A 16,775-nucleotide genomic window follows, 5' to 3' on the forward strand; every position below is an offset into this window, starting at 1 on the left:
AATCGCGCTCTAACGGTTCAATCCTGTATAGATATAACGAGGGTTCCCCGCCTCAGGGTCTCTCCGAGGCACGGTGGCAGGCATCGTTAATGGGGGTATGGGGGCATCAGCCCCCCATCATTGTTCTATTCATCTGATCCGTGTTACAGAGTAGTAAATAAAAAAGTATCGAGGAATTATTCCAGTTCCGCAAACTTCAGACTCCCTTCAACCAGTGCTGCAACGGTTGAAGGCAGCTTATCGATCGCAATCCGGACCTGCTTCATGCTGTCGCGGTCGCGGAGCGTCACAGTATTATTTTCTTTTGTATCGTAATCGACTGTCACCGCGAACGGGGTGCCAATCTCATCCTGCCTGCGATAGCGCCGGCCCAGGGCACCACTGTCATCGTACTCCGCCATGATACCCGTCTTGTGGAACGTACGGGTGATCTCTTCAGCAATGGTGTCGAGACCATCGCGGGTCATGAGCGGGAAGACCGCAACCTGGATGGGTGCAACCCTTGGGGAGAACCGCATCACGGTACGCGCCTCGCCGTCGGCGGTGTCTTCATCGTACGCCTGCTCGAGCACTGCATAACACATGCGGTCGATACCATAGGAGGGCTCAATCACGTGCGGGACGATATCCTCGCCCCGGATGTCCACGATCTCGTCCCGGACCTCGAAGAGGCTGGCGGGGATGTGGATCTTCTCGCCATCGATCACCACGTCCGCCCCGTCCGCAGTCGGGGTCGAGTTCCCGAGCGCTTCGAAGATCGCCTTCGCCTTGTTCCGGTACTGTTTACCGAGCACTCCCATGTTGGGGATGATCCGCCTGCGTGCCAGCTTGCGGGGCTCCGCGTACTGGATGAAGACGGTCATCGGAGTGCCGCTCTGTTTTGCATGGGCATTGAGGTCATAGTCCGTGCGGTCGGCGATGCCGACTGTTTCAACCCACCCGAACCGGCCGGAGAAGATCTCGGCATCCCAGCAGTCGTTCGCATAGTGTGCCAGCTCATCGGGGAGGTGCTGGCGGAACCGGAGCCGGTCCGGTTTGATCCCGATCGTGATCAGGAGGTCGTGGGTGAGGGCCACGTAATACGCCACGTACTCGTTGGCGATTACGCCCTTGTCCACTGCTTCCCGCATGGAGAGCACGACGGGCTCTCCGTCTTTCAGTTGACTGTCCGAGGTGAGGAGGGGCATCCGGTAGTCGGCGTACCGGCTGAATTTCGGGTGCCGGTTCTTCTCGTCCGGGTGGACGAAGATCTCCGCTTCCGCCTGGGTAAACTCCCGGAGCCGGATCATCCCCTGCCTTGGCGAGATCTCGTTCCGGTAGGACTTTCCGATCTGGACTGCCCCGAAGGGGAGCTTATCCCGGTAGAACCGGAGCAGCCGGGCGAAATCCACGAACATGCCTTGGGCCGTCTCCGGGCGGAGGTAGCCGACCCGCTGGGTGCCAGGGCCGATCATCGTCCTGAACATCAGGTTGAACCCGAAGACCTCGACTTTCCCGAGCATCTCCTCACAGGCAAGGCATTTGCAGGGAGCAAGGGCGGCGGAAAGCTCCTCGTTCTTCATCGTCGAGGCATTTTTTATCCCGCCGGCTTCTGCCACATGGTCAGCCCGGAGGAACTCCTTACAGTGAGGGCACTGGCACATCTTGTCGGCGAATCCTGCAACATGGCCGGAGGCGATAAAAACGGCCTCCTGGGCGATAGTGGGGCATTCGATCTCGTAATATCCCTCGCGGATCACGTAAAAGTCCCGCCAGACATTCTCGACCCGCCGCTTCATCATTGCGCCGAGCGGCCCGTAATCGATGAAACCCGCAACCGCACCGTAACATTCTGATGTTGGCCAGATGAAACCCCTGCGTTTGGCAAGATCCATCACGTTCTCAAAGACATCGCTCATGGTGATCACGAATACTCGTGCTGATAATGTTGAACCACTGGCGACAAAAAGACTTTCATGGATATCTGCCGGGATTCAACCCGTCCGTAAACCGGAATAATCCCCGGGCGATGCAGACGTTTTACGGGCGATAAAAACAGGCCAATAAAATGGGCACTACCAGTGACCGGGAATAGAGCCATAATGCGGGCTCTTTGGACAGGAAATACCTAGATGTTCACTGGATGATAAAAGTCCAATTTATAGGTCTTTTGGTCAAACAGCGCGTAAAGATAGCATTAAATAGCTGACGAAGTATTGTATATCCTAATCCCAATACGGGGTATGCAATGACCGAAGACAAACGCAAGGCACATCTTCTGAAACTCTTCAGTTCCATGTCGGGCAAGACAAAGATCGTCGAGCCTATGAAAAATATCCATGGCACTCTGAGAGACAGTGACGCGATCGAACGCGAGGTCGCTCTCGTCATGAGAGAGATCACGGAACAGGGAATATTCAAGACATCATTAAAGCCGATCCAGCTTGCAAAACTCGTCACGTCGTTCTATGCAGGAAAGAACGATACCGAGATCGCCCGTGAACTCGGGGACGAGAAACTGAGCAAAACTGTCGCCAGGGCACGCGTACGGCTCAAGCTTTTCCGGGAGCTTGATTTCAAGATGCCGTTTGACAAGGAGAAGATGGAGGAACTGATCGAATCCGGCAAGACCATGAAAGAGGTATCCGAGGAACTCGGGGTCAGCCCCTCGACCCTTCGGGAATACCGGCATGTGATCGAAGAACAGGAAGATCCGACCATTGACCCCTATATCGACCGCATCCGCGACGTGATGGAAGACCGGGATCTCACTGAACAGATGACCCGGAGCGCTACGGCCGACAGCCTCGGTGACTCGATCGATATTACCGAAGCAGAACTGATCGATGTGACATAAAGGGCAGATAATCCCCCCGAAATTACAGCCCTTTCTTTTTTAGTTGTGGTGCGCTATAGCGCCTGCACATACCTGATCAGGAGTAACGTTCTTGTAAGAATCAGGCAGATACCGGTATACATGCAACTCACCTGGCTTGGTCATTCCTGCGTGCTCCTCTCCGGAACAAAAAAAGTCCTGATCGACCCGTTCATCGAAGGAGGGAGCGCGGCCGGTATCCAACCTGACATTGTCGCAGTCACCCATGGGCATTATGACCCCCTGGGGGAGACAGTGGCACTGGGAAAAAAAACAGTGGCAATTTCAGAACTTGCCAAATATCTCAAGGCAAAAGGTGTGCCGGTCGAGAGCATGGGAATCGGTGGAACGATCCGGGTGGACGGGGTCTCGTTCACGATGACACCGGCCCTGCACTCTTCCTCTGTCGAGGATGCAGGCGCGATCGTATCGTCAGGCCTTGCGGCCGGTTTTATCATCGGCATGGATGGATTGACCGTATACCATGCCGGGGACACAGGCCTTTTTTCCGATATGAAGCTGATCGGGGACCTCTACCATCCGGATATCGCACTCCTTCCGATCGGAGGGAGGTATACGATGGGAGTCGCGGAGGCGATGATCGCTGCCAATTTCATTGGTGCAAAAACCATTATCCCTATCCATTACAATACCTGGGACGGGATCGCTGCCGATCCTGAAATCTTCAAAAAATCAATTGAAAGGACCACGGACCTGAAGGTCAGAGTCCTGCAGCCCGGCGGGAGTATTGAGATCGGATCCTGATCTTTCCTGTAATTTTACCTATCTTCGCAGCATTCCGATGGGGCACGGTTTTAATAATGCCCTTGCCCACTATTTCGTAGACCGAAGCAGATAGGATAAAACCATGTCAAACTGCCCAAAGTGCGGATCGAAAAATACTGAATGGACCGACTGCAAAACGGTGAACAACAAGACCATCGTCGTATGCGTATGCTCCGATTGCGGTCATACGTGGGAACAGTCCCTCTGATCCATGTTTTCTGCCCGCACTGAAATTATTTTTGAATATTGTTGTGCCTAAAGTGCCCGGTACAGCACCCGGAAACCCGTCCTAAACCCGTCCTAGGCACCCGTGCCATGGGGAAAGAATAATGTTAAGGGGCAGGGATATCCAGTACTGTGTCTCTGCAGGCCAAATCTTACCGGACGGGTATCCTGATCCTGCTGATCTCATGCTTATTCTTGACGGGGACAGCCTCAGCACAGGGTATCCATGCATATCTGGGGGATACCATCCCCCTCTCCGGATATTCCCCGACAAGCCCGTGGGTGTACCTCTTCCTGACCGGGCCCAACCTCCCGGCGAACGGGGTTGCGCTTGACAATATCAACCTGCGTGCGGATGAGGGAGGGTTCACCAAAGTGGCAGTCGACGGGGGAAATGATATGTGGACCTACAAGTGGGGTACCAACAGCCTTGGCGGACGTCTTGACGCGGGGACCTATACGATCTGGGTGGTCGACGGCCCGAACGATCTGTCCAATCTCGCGAATGCCGATTATGCCACCATATCGGTCACGCTCAGCAGTCCGGCGCTGAGTATCGAAACCCACGAAACGCCGGTGGTGCCCCCGTCCCTTGAAGTCGGTTCCATCCCTGACGACTCTTCGGTATCCGTTGACGGCCAGTACCTGGGCAAAACAACCTACACGACAGACTACCTCGGGGCCGGGACCCATACGATCACGGTCTCCAGATTCGGGTACGTACCGTACATAACCAACGCATCCCTCGTGAATGGGATGACTACTGTGATCAATGCCACCCTCCCTGCCGAGCCCGAAGCACTCATGATAACGACGATCCCCCCGGGGGCCGTCATCACCGTCGATGGAAAAAATGCCGGTACCTCCCCGGCAACGATCCCCGATCTGGCACCGGGAAACCATACCGTAAGCGTAACGAAAGACGGGTACAATCCCTCAGTCCAACAGGTAGCGATCACCCCCGGGCTGACCGGCCGGCTGGCGGTCACCCTGACACCGCTGTCTCCACTTGCTGCGGTGCTGCCTCTGAATACTCCCTGGCCCGTGGCGGGTACGCTGCTCGGACTCTGTGCCGCAGTCCTCGCCCTGGCATATTGCAGACAGCGATCCTGACAGATTATTCCCCGATTATGGGGGCGGGCACTCTGGCAATCTGGTTGTCAAGTGCAGCTGGACACGTTTTATATCCGAAAACGGGTAACCGGTAGAGAGGAGTCAGAAGAACGTGGCCGTATTTGATATCCTGATGGTGGTTGCACTTGGGACGCTTGCCGGCTCCTGCATCGGGCTCGCAATCGGATTCCTGGCGCAACGGCAGAAGCCCCTGTGGCAGTTGATGACACAAAATGAGAAGACAATCAATATCGCACTGGTGCTGCTCTTTTCAATCATATGCACTGCCGGTCTTGCCTGGTACTCGCTTTCCTGAAGCGTCCCTACCGGTCACCGATCGGTTAATAAAAAAGGATTATTCCAGCCAGCAGGTCACATCGTTTACCGGAGGGCGTATCGAAGGCGAAAGTTCATCGGCAGGATAACCCACGGCACAGCCCATCAGATCCCACACGCCAGGGGATATACCAAGCACTTCACAGAATGCAGGGTCATCGGACAACTGCGACGTGATCGAGACCAGCTGGAACCCGAGGCCGAGTGCGGTAGCCTTGAGCCACATGTTCTCCATACAATGGGCGAGCGACTGGAGACTGACTGGCGGAAAACCCCGACGCTCAGCGACAACAATATAGAATGGCGCGGTCCCGACCCCGGGGACAATACCGGCCTTTCGGATCATCGCAAGCCGCTGTGCAAACGCGGCAGCCTTCTCCCGGACAGCAGGATTTTTGGCCATCTCCTTTTCAAGACCGTCTCCCATCCGCTGAACCTGGGCCAGGGCAAGGGGAGCCATGGTGTTCATTGCCTTCGATCCCCGTCCGATAACAAAGAACCGGCGGAAGTAATCATGGGAAGTGCCGACAGCTGCTGCGGCAAAGGGGGCAAGAAGCCCTGCATGCAGGATGCGTCGTATCTCATCTTCCGGGGGGTACTCCGAAGTGAAGGTCCTGTGTGATCGTCGCTCCCCGAGGATCTGGTCGAGATACATATTCCTCTGTTCGAACAGGTCTGAATACATAGTAACGTACCTGCATTATTTTAGAAGAGCCGGTTCTTGAATATTACCAAATGAACAGATCCACCAGCATCCCGACAAATGAGTTGCTGTCATGGGACAGCTGCAGTTACCCCGTCATTCCTTCCGGGTGGCATGCAGTACGCCCATGACACCCAGCGCATCGTGGCAGGGAGTCCGGGTGATCTCGAAGTCGAAATCGCGGCTGATGTAATCGAGAAGGGTCATGTCCGGAGGTCCGCTGATCGGGGGCACGTGAAGCTCCATCTCGATCCTGCGGATACCGTCGAGTTCACCGTTCCGGATCAGCCACTCGCCCCCTTCGCAATCGCATTTCAGAAAGTCGCATCCCCCGGCCAACCGGATGATCCCGGACAGGGTATATCCCGGGACCGTTACGGAACAGTCGTCCCAGCTGCAGGTACAGGACCCGCTCCTTCCCAGACCACCTTCGATCACCCGTACACCCGCCACATTTTTGCGTATATTTTCCACAAGAATGCGTGCCGTCACCGGTTCAACCGCGGTTACCGACGGGGAGAGACGTGCAGCCCGGATACAGAACGCACCGACATTTGCCCCGATATCAATCACACGATCCTCTGGCAGGATATCCTGGAACCAGTACTCCGGTACATCAAAGATCTGGCGATATGGTGTTGGCTCTTTCAGGAAAGAGACACCATCCGCAGTGGTAAAATAGGACGGCGCTGTCATTGTTATCCGTGAATACGCATACCAAGCCGCGATGCCGGCACGTTCAGGTATGACCCTTTTTGATGAAGGTCCCGTCCTCGTATTCCCGGAATGCCTCCCGCAGCTCCTCGCGGGTGTTCATGACGATGGGACCCCGCCATGCCACTGGTTCGCCGATGGGTTTCCCGGAAAAAAAGAGGAAACGCATCCCTTTTTCAAAGGACCGGGTCCAGATCGAAGGCCCGTTGCTGAACAGAACAATATCGCGGTTGGCAACACGATGTCCTTCCTCCGGATCGAAAGTCCCTGTGCCTCCGATCACATAGGCCATGGCAGTATATCCTACCTTTACCGGAAGCGTGAAGAACATATCCGGCTCAAGTGTCACGTCAAGGAATTCGGGGTCGGCGACTATGTCCCTCACCGGGCCTGTGACCCCGTTGACCAGGCCGCTGATGATACGGATCATGATCCCTGACTTTGGCGAGACAACGGGGATCTGATCGGATTTAATCTCCTGGTACCGGGGATCCATCATCTTATGCGCCCGTGGCAGGTTCACCCAGAGCTGGAACCCGCCCATGCGGCCGTTCACCGGTTTTGGCATTTCCTGGTGAATGATCCCGGATCCTGCGGTCATCCACTGCACATCCCCCCCATTAATGGTGCCGGCGTTTCCCATGCTGTCGCTATGCTCAACGGAGCCTTCGAGCATGTAGGTGACGGTCTCTATCCCCCGGTGGGGATGCCAGGGAAATCCCGCAAGATAATCGCCCGGGTTTTTTGCCCTGAAGTCATCCAGCATCAGGAACGGGTCGAACTGCGGAACCTCATACGTACCGAACGCCCTGTGGAGCCTGACGCCCGCCCCTTCAACCGTAGCATATGCCCGGAGGATCCGCCCGATTCCCCGCACCTGTGTCATAATGAGGAGAACAAAGAACTCAGGGTTCATTAAGATATGGGTCGCAGCCGGGTCTACGGGAGTAAACGGGATATAAAAAAGGAGGTTAACCGGCAGGTGCCGGGGGCACTCCGACGTCGTAAACCAACGAAATGAAGCGTGCGACAAGCACGCTCACGATCGGGGCGATGACGAGTTCCAGGACCCACCCTATGAAAGGAATCAGGCCGAGTATACCGGTTACGATGCCGAAAATGAGGGCAGTTACGATGATGATGATACCGGCTACAATGTAGTCCCACCAGCCGATCACCGTGATCGTTGCGAGGATCTCGTGATAATTCACACCCTCCATGATACTCCCGGTCCGGGCAAACCGGATTGCTCCGACTGTCCCGAGGATCACAGCAAGAAGTACTGAGACCCGTTCGCGATCGGGTTATGTCACTTTGTGCTGGCTATTCATGCTTTTTTTTATATCGAAGGCTGGCGGGATGTGCCTAAATCTCTTTAAATATCCGGTACACTGCTGAGAAATCCAGGTCGTCGATCTCCCGGGAACGGGTCATGGCAAAAATTTCCTTGACCGTGCTGCCAATAAAAAGCGGCCTGCGCATGGTCCGGCAGAGATCCTGGAGGTAATGCAGGTCCTTGTAGATCAGGGCCGAGGAGAAGTGCGTGGAGAACTCTTCGTTTACCAGTTTTTCTTTCTTTGCCGAGAGAATCATCGAGTTGCCTGCACCGGAGAGCAGGATATCGATTACGCGCGCACGTTCCACGCCGGCTGCTTCCCCGAGAGCAACCGCCTCTGCACAGGTAGCCATGAACGATCCGAGGACGAGGTTATTGATCAGTTTCATTTTCGTGGCGAGAGCGGGTTCCCCGAGATAGTAGAGCGTGCTGCCGATCTTTGAAAGGACCGGCTTTGCCTCATCGAAGGAAGTCTTCTCCCCGCTCACGACCACCGTCAGTTTCCCTGCAGATGCCGGGATAATACTGCCGAGTACCGGACATTCGAGATACCGGGCGCCATGGCCCCGGGCCTGTTCATGGAATGCGAGCACCCGTTCGAAATGGTTGGTAGTAGTATCGATGATGATCGTTCCCCGGCAGTCACCGGAGAGGAGGCCGTCCGGCCCGTTCATTACCACATCGACCGCGTCGCTGTCAAACAGGTTCATAATGATGATATCTGAACCGTCCATTAGTTCACGGGGAGAATTAGCTACGGGGACACCAAGGCCGGCGGCCTTCCCTGTAGTCCTGTTCCAGACCGTAAGTTCCATATGTTCCGCAATGAGATGCTGCGCGATTGCACTTCCAAGGTGCCCGAGCCCGGCAAAACCGATCTTCATGATGATCTCCGGAACGTGATTGATCTGCAGGGTTTATTACCCCAGTGATCCATAAAAACGCGATTCTGACCGGTAAACTAACGTACGTGTGTTTCGAATAGGCTGTAAAACATCCGTCTGTACGGTTCCCCGGATGATATACCCTGTCCGGTCAAAATGGAGTTTTGCGTGCGTGAACAGGAAAGATAAAAGCAGATTGCCCTGAAATGAAGGGATTTTAAAAAAATGGGAGATTATTCTGCATTTTGCCTATTCATTCCGAAGTGCATCGATCGGGTCCATGTTCGAAGCCATCCATGCCGGGTACAACCCTGATACGACACAGACGACCACCCCAATGATCATCCCGTACGGGATATAGATCAGGCTTTCAGGAAGGAAGAAGTATGCAGTGCTGCCGATCATTGCCTGCACGACCGTATAACCGATGATGAAGCTCATGAGCCCGCCGACGATCGCCCCGATCAACCCTAGGATGAGCGCTTCGTAGAGGAACATCCTCCGGACCTCGCCCTTTTCCGTGCCTATGGAAAGCAGGATACCGATCTCCTGCACCCGTTCCTTAACGGACATCATCATCACGTTGAAGATGCTGACTGCGGCCACGACAAGGGAGATGCCACCGATAGCCATAATGAACGTTGTAATTGTCCCGAGGGTGCTCGTGATCGTGGAGAGCCGAGAGCTCGCGTCGCTGATGCGGATCACATCGGTGTTCCGGTTGACCTTCTTGTCGATATTGGCCTCGGTCTGGTTGATGGTGTCCACATCCTGCAGGATAACATTGACCTGGTCGTACACGTCTTTGTCCCCGAAATGAGTGGTATACCAGTCGTCCGAGACAATGATCGCGTTATCCGCATTGACACCATCGGAGGCGATCCCCCGGGCCGCCAGGATACCGGCGACCCGGAGTACCGGCCTGACGATCGTTGCGCAGTTCTGCCCGATCTTGATGCTGCTCCCGATGCCCATATTAAAGTTGCTCGCAATCGTTGCCCCGACCAGTGCATCGTTTCCTCCCTGGATATTTGACCCTTGATCTATGGTGAGGAATTTCGGGATATCATTGGGGTTAAGCCCATAGACTGTACCCCGTCCGTTCGTGCTGCCGATCGTAAACTGCGTACTGGTATGGTGGATCGTGACTACCTGGTTCTGACCCGCCGAGGACTTGATATCATTAAGCTCACTCAAATCAATCCCGTTCTCGACAGAACTATTTGCAGAAGTGCTCACCTTTACCACATCAGAGGTTAGCATGACTGTGTTCACGTTTGACGAGAGCTGGTCCTTGACTGATAACTGCATGTTTGTACCAAGCATGCCCATGGAGGAGATTGCTACTACCCCGATAACGATCCCGATCGATGCAAGGAGCGACCTGAGGAAATTGAGCCGGACGCTGCGCACGGAGAGATCAAAGAAGATGTCTCTCATGATTCCACTATCCTGCCATCATCGAGGGTTATCGTGCGTTGCGCATAATCCGCGATCTTCTGGTCGTGGGTCACGATGATCACGGTCTTTCCCTTCCGGTGCAGGTCAACGAGGATTTCCATAATCTGGAGGCCGGTCTTCCGGTCAAGGTTACCGGTAGGCTCATCACAGAGAAGGATCTTCGGGTCGTTGACGAGCGCTCGTGCGATCGCGACCCGCTGCTGCTGCCCGCCCGAGAGCTGGTTGGGCCGGTGGGCACCCATGTCATGATCGATCCCGACCGCATGGAGCATATCCGCAGCCCTGCCCGTCGTATCCCGTTTCTTGTACTTCAGGATAAGCGGATACTCGACGTTCTCATAGGCTGACAGGAGTGGGATCAGGTAGAATTTCTGGAAGATGTACCCAATGGCGTCGCGACGTAAATGGGTCCGCTCGAGGTTCGACATTTTGGCCACATCGTGTCCGTCTATGAGGAGCTGGCCGGTGGTGGGAACATCCAGGATGCCCAGCTGGTTCATCATTGTTGATTTTCCCGAACCGGACGGCCCCATGATCGCGACGAAATCGTTGTCACGGATTTCGAGGGAGACGTGGTTGAGAGCGGTAAAGTCACCGCTCTCCAGATGATATATCTTCGACACGTCAGCGAGCTGGATCAGGGGAGCTGTTTCCATGGAACTGCTCCGTCACTGTTTCCTGAATTTTGCAATGATCCATTTCCTCTTCATCCAGAGGACAATGGCGACGACGAGGACGATCCCGCCGGCGATGATGGGATAGAATGCACTGAGGCCGCCGCCACGGCCGCCACCGAAGCTGAAGAGTCCGCCGCCGCCACGAGCCGCTCCGCCACCGCTATATTGTGAAGAGGCTGCACCACCGGCTGTTGATGCACTACCGGATCCGCTGGAACTTCCCCCGGAACTGCCGCCGGACCGAGAACCCGTTCCGCTGGCATAATACAGGGACCGCAGGTCAAGAGTTTTTGTTGTCGTTAACGTGTTCCCATAGGCGTCTTTCCACTGGACGATAACCGGGACTGCTGATAGATCGTCCGCCGTAAATGTAAGGGTGAAACTCGAGAAATCATCGGAAGCAAGGGCTCCCACCGCATAGCTCGAATACGGCTCAACGGGAGTAGCGGGTGCGCCAACACTCAGGACCATACCGCTTGCGTCAGTAATACCTGCATTGGTCACATCGCCTGTCAGGGTATAGGTATTGCCGGTGCCAATAATCGCGATATCGTTGAGGACCGGGACTGACGCAGACTTGGACTCCCCGATATTCAGCGGCATGTCAACACTCGTCGTATGTACGTTGTTACCGTTGCGGAAGCTGACATTGAATGTCACGTCAGACTGCTGGTGCGGTGTTATCGCGAACGGGACCTGGACCGAAGTGCCGGCTGGAATGGGCCCCACGAAACTCTCTGACGGGGAGACATCATTGCCATTTCCGGACGTAACGATCAGGACATCCGATATGTCCCCTAGTCGCGGGTTGACAATACTCACATTCACGGTATCCGTCTGGTTAATGGCGAACGTTTCAGGCTTTAATGCGATGCTGGCCCTCACATCTGCCGAGTCCACCGTCAGTGGGATCTGGGAATGGACCGGACTACCGCCAAATGCATTGGGTTCAGCAGTAAAGAGCGGGAAATATGTCCCGTCGGAAACATCATCACCGACCGTTATGATGAAATTAAAATCCGTGGTCGTTCCCGGCCCGACCATTGTGGCGGTTGTGAACGAACCCTGGTTAACAACCTGGATATGCGGATCGATGAGCGCCGGTTCGTCTAATGACACGGAAGTATTTGCTGCATTGGTTACGTGAACCGTCACGGTCCCGGTCTCACCGGGGTAAAAGACCGCGGGTGTAAGATCATACCCGGAAACATATACAAGCGCTGCGGCTGCCTGGGGATTTGCTGCCGTAACAGTGTTAGTTGAAATAGAAGCAGCACTCGCAGAGGCACTGCACAGGAGCAGTACCAGGAAACTCATTAGGATAAACCGACTCTTCATATATTCTCCTTTTCGTAATACATTGGATTCCTTTTTAGAGAAATTCTCACAGATTTCCAGGTGTGGACAAAGGTCCAACAGGAAATTGTAATGTATATTTTACATTTTGTTAATTAAATACCTTTTTCTTCAGGCAAGGTGCAGGCTCACAATTCTGCCAGTATCCAAACATTCCGGCTTAAGAGCGCATGTGAATGAATAACGATACTCCTGCTCCGGCACGATAAATGTTTCTTTAGAATCGAAAAAAAGAGAGATCAATTGTATGACTGGATAATGCGGTAGATACGTCAGGAGGATGTATGCGGACTTCCGTTCCGGCCCTGCCCTGTATGGGGGTGAGCCTTGAAGAACGACTCGAACCACGATTTTACTGAGGCCGTATCGCCGTTCTGGAATGCAGCCTTGAGGGCGCTGGTATCCACACCCTGTTTATCAAACCGGTCCAGGATCTGCTGCTGGACCGTGGTGTTGGTCAGGTCAGGTGTTTTCCCGAATGATCCCTTCGTAAACCCGGATGCAGCCGGACGGTTTGCATGCAGCCATGACTGTACGGCTGTGGTATTGCCGGACTGGAATGCTGCTGCGAGTGCAGTTGTATCCACACCCTGTTTATCAAACCGGGCCATGATCTCCTGCTGGACAGTCGTGTTCGTCACGTCAAATCTTTTTGAAGGGCCTTTGCTCGCGAACTGAGCCCTGGTCGGGCGGTGTGCTGCAAGCCAGGATTTTGCCGCAGTGGTGTCGTTATTCTGGAATGCCGTCTGGAGAGCAGTTACATCAATTCCCTGCTGTTCATATCGCGTAACGATCTGTTGCTGGAAAGTAGCATTGGTCAGATCAAATGCCTGATGCCCGGTGCCTCTTCCATGAGTGCCGGTATGCGTTGCCTGCGTAGTACCCGCCGCACTGGCAAAGCCAATACAGAGTGCAATAACGCAGAATGCGGCAAGAGCACCGTAATACATTCTGGGCGTTTTCATAATGGCGTTCTCCTGTAGTTGTTGCTATGATGGCATGCACGATCTCGTGCCTGTCATGTAAAGTATATTTTACATTTTGTAATATATACTTTTTGTTATTCCCAGTTTGGATTACATATTTCAAAAAAACCATTCATTTCCGGAGGGATTGGGCTGCGTCAGGACCTGGATGCTGGTCTCAAAGCAGACAGGGCATAATGGATAGGTTCATGATTTCTCGTGGCCGTCGTGGAACCATAGCAGAAAAATGCCAGGTCGTGTTTTGTACAGGGAAAAATGGTTAATCTATGTCTATCGTCCGGGTTTCTTCACCGTACGCAAACACCTCTTCGATGTTCACATGGAAGTGGCGCGAGATCTTGAATGCCAGGTCAAGGGAAGGTACATATTTACCCTTCTCGATGGCAAGGATCGTCTGTCGCGTGACGCCTATGGCTACAGCAAGATCTTCCTGCGTCATATCATGCATCGCCCTGAATACTTTGATCTTATTCTTCATCGGTCTCCCAGTCCCCGTACTTTCTGGCATAGTACATTCGGAAGCCGACATAAAGGAAGATCATCAGGCAGAGCAGTCCCAGCTGGAAATATCCCATCATCCTGATCGTAAGGATCCCCGGGGGACGTCCCAGGAAACGTTCGCGGGAAAATTGCGGAAGATAGAGGAGATCCATCACTGCACCGATAGAGAATGCACAGAAGACAACCCAGAATACCTGGAAAGTCCTCACTACCGCATTCTCGGTGATCTTCGCGCTGCGTTCATCCTCGATGAGATCTGTCACGGATTTCCGTGCAGTATACACTATCAGGATGCCGGTGACAAATGCAACCGGTTCGATCCATAGAGGGATCAAACGGGTCTCAATCGAATATATGAAAAGCGCGAGCAGGGCCAGTGCAATGCACCCAATGAGAATATAAAAGGTATTTTTTTTCATGGAGTCCCTTTGTTATTGATTCTTAACATTTAGTGTTATAAATTTGACTGTTGGAAAATATCAACGTTCTTTTTCGGGCAGGATACCCTGGAAACTTGTTAACTGTCTCTCATTTCACATCGGTAAATATAGTATCATTTTTCCGGGATCCTCAGGAGAATACAGGGTATAATGGGCCGGTCCATATCCGGCATTGCTGCGGTATTGGCCAGTACGATGACCGTATCCTATATGGATACCCTCATATCCGATCAGGAAAAATTCGTATACCACGAGGCTGTAGAAGTGGGCGGGGTAACCGTAGGACTCATCCAGATGGCGATGGGGAATGATGCCGAGGAGAATATCCGTACGGCCGGAGAAAAAGTCCGGGGCGCGATCGCAGCAGGAGCAAACATCATCTGTCTGCCCGAACTCTTCTATTCACGGTACTTTCCCCGCCACACCGGGACAGATGTTGCAGCCGTTGCAGAGACCGTGCCCGGCAGGTCAACCGCCCTATTCTCGGCCCTTGCCCGGGAGCATCAGGTGGTCATCATCGTCCCGGTCTTTGAAGAGGGAACTGATGGCAGGTACTATAACACTGCGGCAGTGATCGATGCTGACGGAATGCTGTGTGCGCAGTACCACAAAGTGCATATCCCCCAGGACCCGGGATTCTTTGAGAAGGGCTACTTCTATCCTGGCGACGGATACAAAGTAGTATCGACCCGGTTCGGCCGGATCGCCGTCCTCATCTGTTATGACCAGTGGTTCCCCGAAGCGGCTCGGTGCGTGGCACTGGAGGGCGCGGATATCATCTTCTACCCGACAGCGATCGGGCACCCCACGTCAGCCGAACCGGAGGAAGGAAACTGGCAGGATGCCTGGGAACTGATCCAGCGCAGCCATGCAATTTCAAACAGTGTCCATGTTGCTGCAATAAACCGGGTCGGGCTTGAAGGGCAGATCAGGTTTTTCGGGGGATCGTTTGTCGCGGATGCGTTCGGGAAGATCCTTGCAAAGGCTGGCGATCATGAAGAGACTCTAATCGCACAGATAGATACCACGATGAATAGCGCAGTCCGGGATTCATGGGGATTTTTTCGGAACCGGCGGCCGGAGACCTATGGCCGGATCACTGTCCCGTTCCCGGGATCTGATGGGACGTTCCCATCCCTGCGACCGGGTGACACACCCCGGAACCGGGGGTTCCACATGCCCGCCGAATGGGAACACCACGAAGCGGTCTGGCTCTCGTGGCCTCATAACTTCCAGACATTCCCCCGGCTTGCGGAAGTGGAACTGGCATACTACGAGTTTATCTCCAGAGTGCATACCTCAGAGCGGGTGGAACTGTTCGTCCCGAGTGCTGTTATCCACCGTAAAGTGCGTTCACGACTTCGCGAAATGGGCGTGGATCTCTCCCGCATCACACTCCACACGAACGAGTATTCCGATGTCTGGATCCGTGACTATGGCCCGACATTTGTTATCAACAGGGCCCTTTCGAAAACCGCACTGGTGCGCTGGAACTTCAATGCCTGGGGCGGCAAGTACGAAGATCAGGTCCGGGATGGGAAGATTCCTGTTATGATGAACCGTCGGCTCAACCTCCCCCTGTTTGAGCCCGGGATCGTGCTGGAGGGCGGATCGATTGACGTGAACGGCAGAGGCACGGTCCTGACAACCCGGGCCTGCCTCCTGAACCCTAACCGCAATCCTGCCCTCTCCGCGGATGGGATCGAGGAGAAACTACGGGAATATCTCGGGATAGAGCACGTGATCTGGCTCAACGATGGCATCGTTGGCGACGACACGGATGGCCACATAGACGATATTGCACGATTCGTCGGCCCGTCGACGGTTGTCTGTGCGTACGAGACCGATATCACAGACGCGAATTATCCCTCGCTCCATGACAATTTCGAGATCCTCCGCCAGGCAACCGATCAGGACGGCAAGCCCCTGACCGTGGTAAAACTGCCCATGCCTTCGCCGGTTTCTGATGCAGACGGGAGGTACCCGGCAAGCTACACGAACTTCTATATCGGGAACACGATCGTGATCGTCCCCGTCTTTGATGATCCCTATGATGCCGATGCGATCCGTATCCTGCAGGAGCAGTTCCCGGACCGCAATGTCGTCGGCATCAGCGCCCGTGCAATGGTCGAAGGGTATGGCACGTTCCACTGCGGAACCCAGCAACAGCCGAAACTGTAAAAAGACATCTGAAATAATTGTAAAAATACCTGCTCTATTAGAAAACCTCATAATCGCTGACGCTCTTTTGGGCTTTGCCCCCGCCGCTATGGCACCCCCCGGTTGCGATGACTATTGTATTACCTGCCATTTGACTCGGGGCTCATCGCACTGCGCCCCGTCCCCCGCGGGGGACTGGTGGCGCAAGAGGGGGGCATCGTCTCTTTGAAAAAAAAATGATTT

18 protein-coding genes are annotated in these 16,775 nt (G+C 54.2%); 6 read left to right on the top strand and 12 right to left on the bottom strand.

The features are described 5' to 3' along the window. Nucleotides 1–176: 176 nt before the first annotated feature. The gene (glyS, locus tag WBL42_RS00680) at nt 177–1,898 is read right to left on the bottom strand and encodes a glycine--tRNA ligase (RefSeq protein WP_424719339.1); all 1,722 of its coding nucleotides are present in this window, start codon (nt 1,896–1,898) and stop codon (nt 177–179) included. A gap of 329 nt (nt 1,899–2,227) precedes the next feature. Here glyS and WBL42_RS00685 point away from each other — a divergent pair, with 329 nt between their 5' ends. From WBL42_RS00685 to WBL42_RS00705, 5 genes are all read left to right on the top strand, one after another. Then, nucleotides 2,228–2,836, top strand: a complete 609-nt coding sequence (locus WBL42_RS00685; protein WP_319376404.1) for a response regulator receiver protein — start codon at nt 2,228–2,230, stop codon at nt 2,834–2,836. Nucleotides 2,837–2,956: 120 nt separating this feature from the next. Then, complete coding sequence (locus tag WBL42_RS00690) at nt 2,957–3,619, top strand: metal-dependent hydrolase (protein WP_424719340.1); 663 nt, start codon at nt 2,957–2,959, stop codon at nt 3,617–3,619. Nucleotides 3,620–3,722: 103 nt separating this feature from the next. After that, nucleotides 3,723–3,848 (top strand): hypothetical protein, encoded by a 126-nt coding sequence (locus WBL42_RS00695; RefSeq protein WP_424719341.1) that lies wholly within the window; start codon nt 3,723–3,725, stop codon nt 3,846–3,848. Nucleotides 3,849–4,060: 212 nt separating this feature from the next. Beyond that, the gene (locus WBL42_RS00700) at nt 4,061–4,978 is read left to right on the top strand and encodes a PEGA domain-containing protein (protein ID WP_424719342.1); all 918 of its coding nucleotides are present in this window, start codon (nt 4,061–4,063) and stop codon (nt 4,976–4,978) included. 112 nt (nt 4,979–5,090) lie between these two features. Next, a complete protein-coding gene (locus WBL42_RS00705) occupies nt 5,091–5,294 on the top strand; it encodes a hypothetical protein (protein ID WP_424719343.1) in 204 nt (67 codons plus the stop codon). Between the two features lie 39 nt (nt 5,295–5,333). On the opposite strand, the gene WBL42_RS00710 is transcribed toward WBL42_RS00705, so the two are convergent. The 11 genes from WBL42_RS00710 to WBL42_RS00760 all read right to left on the bottom strand — a co-directional run bounded on the left by WBL42_RS00710 (nt 5,334) and on the right by WBL42_RS00760 (nt 14,351). After that, nucleotides 5,334–5,999, bottom strand: coding sequence for a nitroreductase family protein (locus WBL42_RS00710; protein WP_424719344.1), 666 nt, complete (start codon nt 5,997–5,999; stop codon nt 5,334–5,336). A gap of 114 nt (nt 6,000–6,113) precedes the next feature. After that, nucleotides 6,114–6,713 carry an FkbM family methyltransferase gene (locus WBL42_RS00715; protein WP_424719345.1) on the bottom strand — a complete coding sequence of 200 codons (600 nt, stop codon included), beginning with the start codon at nt 6,711–6,713 and terminating at the stop codon, nt 6,114–6,116. 43 nt (nt 6,714–6,756) lie between these two features. Continuing rightward, nucleotides 6,757–7,617 (bottom strand): pirin family protein, encoded by an 861-nt coding sequence (locus WBL42_RS00720; protein WP_424719346.1) that lies wholly within the window; start codon nt 7,615–7,617, stop codon nt 6,757–6,759. 85 nt (nt 7,618–7,702) lie between these two features. Beyond that, nucleotides 7,703–8,002, bottom strand: a complete 300-nt coding sequence (locus tag WBL42_RS00725) for a DUF4013 domain-containing protein (RefSeq protein ID WP_424719347.1) — start codon at nt 8,000–8,002, stop codon at nt 7,703–7,705. Nucleotides 8,003–8,096: 94 nt separating this feature from the next. Then, nucleotides 8,097–8,951: an NAD(P)-dependent oxidoreductase gene (locus tag WBL42_RS00730; protein WP_424719348.1), complete on the bottom strand. Its 855-nt coding sequence runs from the start codon at nt 8,949–8,951 to the stop codon at nt 8,097–8,099. A 249-nt stretch (nt 8,952–9,200) separates the two neighbouring features. Continuing rightward, nucleotides 9,201–10,391, bottom strand: a complete 1,191-nt coding sequence (locus WBL42_RS00735) for an ABC transporter permease (RefSeq protein WP_424719349.1) — start codon at nt 10,389–10,391, stop codon at nt 9,201–9,203. Beyond that, nucleotides 10,388–11,068, bottom strand: coding sequence for an ABC transporter ATP-binding protein (locus WBL42_RS00740; RefSeq protein ID WP_424719350.1), 681 nt, complete (start codon nt 11,066–11,068; stop codon nt 10,388–10,390). The genes WBL42_RS00735 and WBL42_RS00740 overlap by 4 nt, the downstream gene beginning before the upstream one ends. A 12-nt stretch (nt 11,069–11,080) precedes the next feature. After that, nucleotides 11,081–12,427: a hypothetical protein gene (locus WBL42_RS00745; RefSeq protein WP_424719351.1), complete on the bottom strand. Its 1,347-nt coding sequence runs from the start codon at nt 12,425–12,427 to the stop codon at nt 11,081–11,083. A gap of 290 nt (nt 12,428–12,717) precedes the next feature. After that, the gene (locus WBL42_RS00750; RefSeq protein WP_424719352.1) at nt 12,718–13,410 is read right to left on the bottom strand and encodes a hypothetical protein; all 693 of its coding nucleotides are present in this window, start codon (nt 13,408–13,410) and stop codon (nt 12,718–12,720) included. Between the two features lie 280 nt (nt 13,411–13,690). Further along, nucleotides 13,691–13,909, bottom strand: a complete 219-nt coding sequence (locus WBL42_RS00755) for a helix-turn-helix transcriptional regulator (RefSeq protein ID WP_424719353.1) — start codon at nt 13,907–13,909, stop codon at nt 13,691–13,693. Beyond that, the gene (locus WBL42_RS00760) at nt 13,899–14,351 is read right to left on the bottom strand and encodes a DUF2178 domain-containing protein (protein WP_424719354.1); all 453 of its coding nucleotides are present in this window, start codon (nt 14,349–14,351) and stop codon (nt 13,899–13,901) included. The genes WBL42_RS00755 and WBL42_RS00760 overlap by 11 nt, the downstream gene beginning before the upstream one ends. A 171-nt stretch (nt 14,352–14,522) precedes the next feature. Here WBL42_RS00760 and WBL42_RS00765 point away from each other — a divergent pair, with 171 nt between their 5' ends. Continuing rightward, entirely contained in the window at nt 14,523–16,553 is a 2,031-nt protein-coding gene (locus WBL42_RS00765; protein WP_424719355.1) for an agmatine deiminase family protein, read from the top strand. Nucleotides 16,554–16,775 lie beyond the last annotated feature (222 nt).

It is taken from the genome of Methanoregula sp. (assembly GCF_049686655.1).
GTDB lineage: Archaea > Halobacteriota > Methanomicrobia > Methanomicrobiales > Methanospirillaceae > Methanoregula.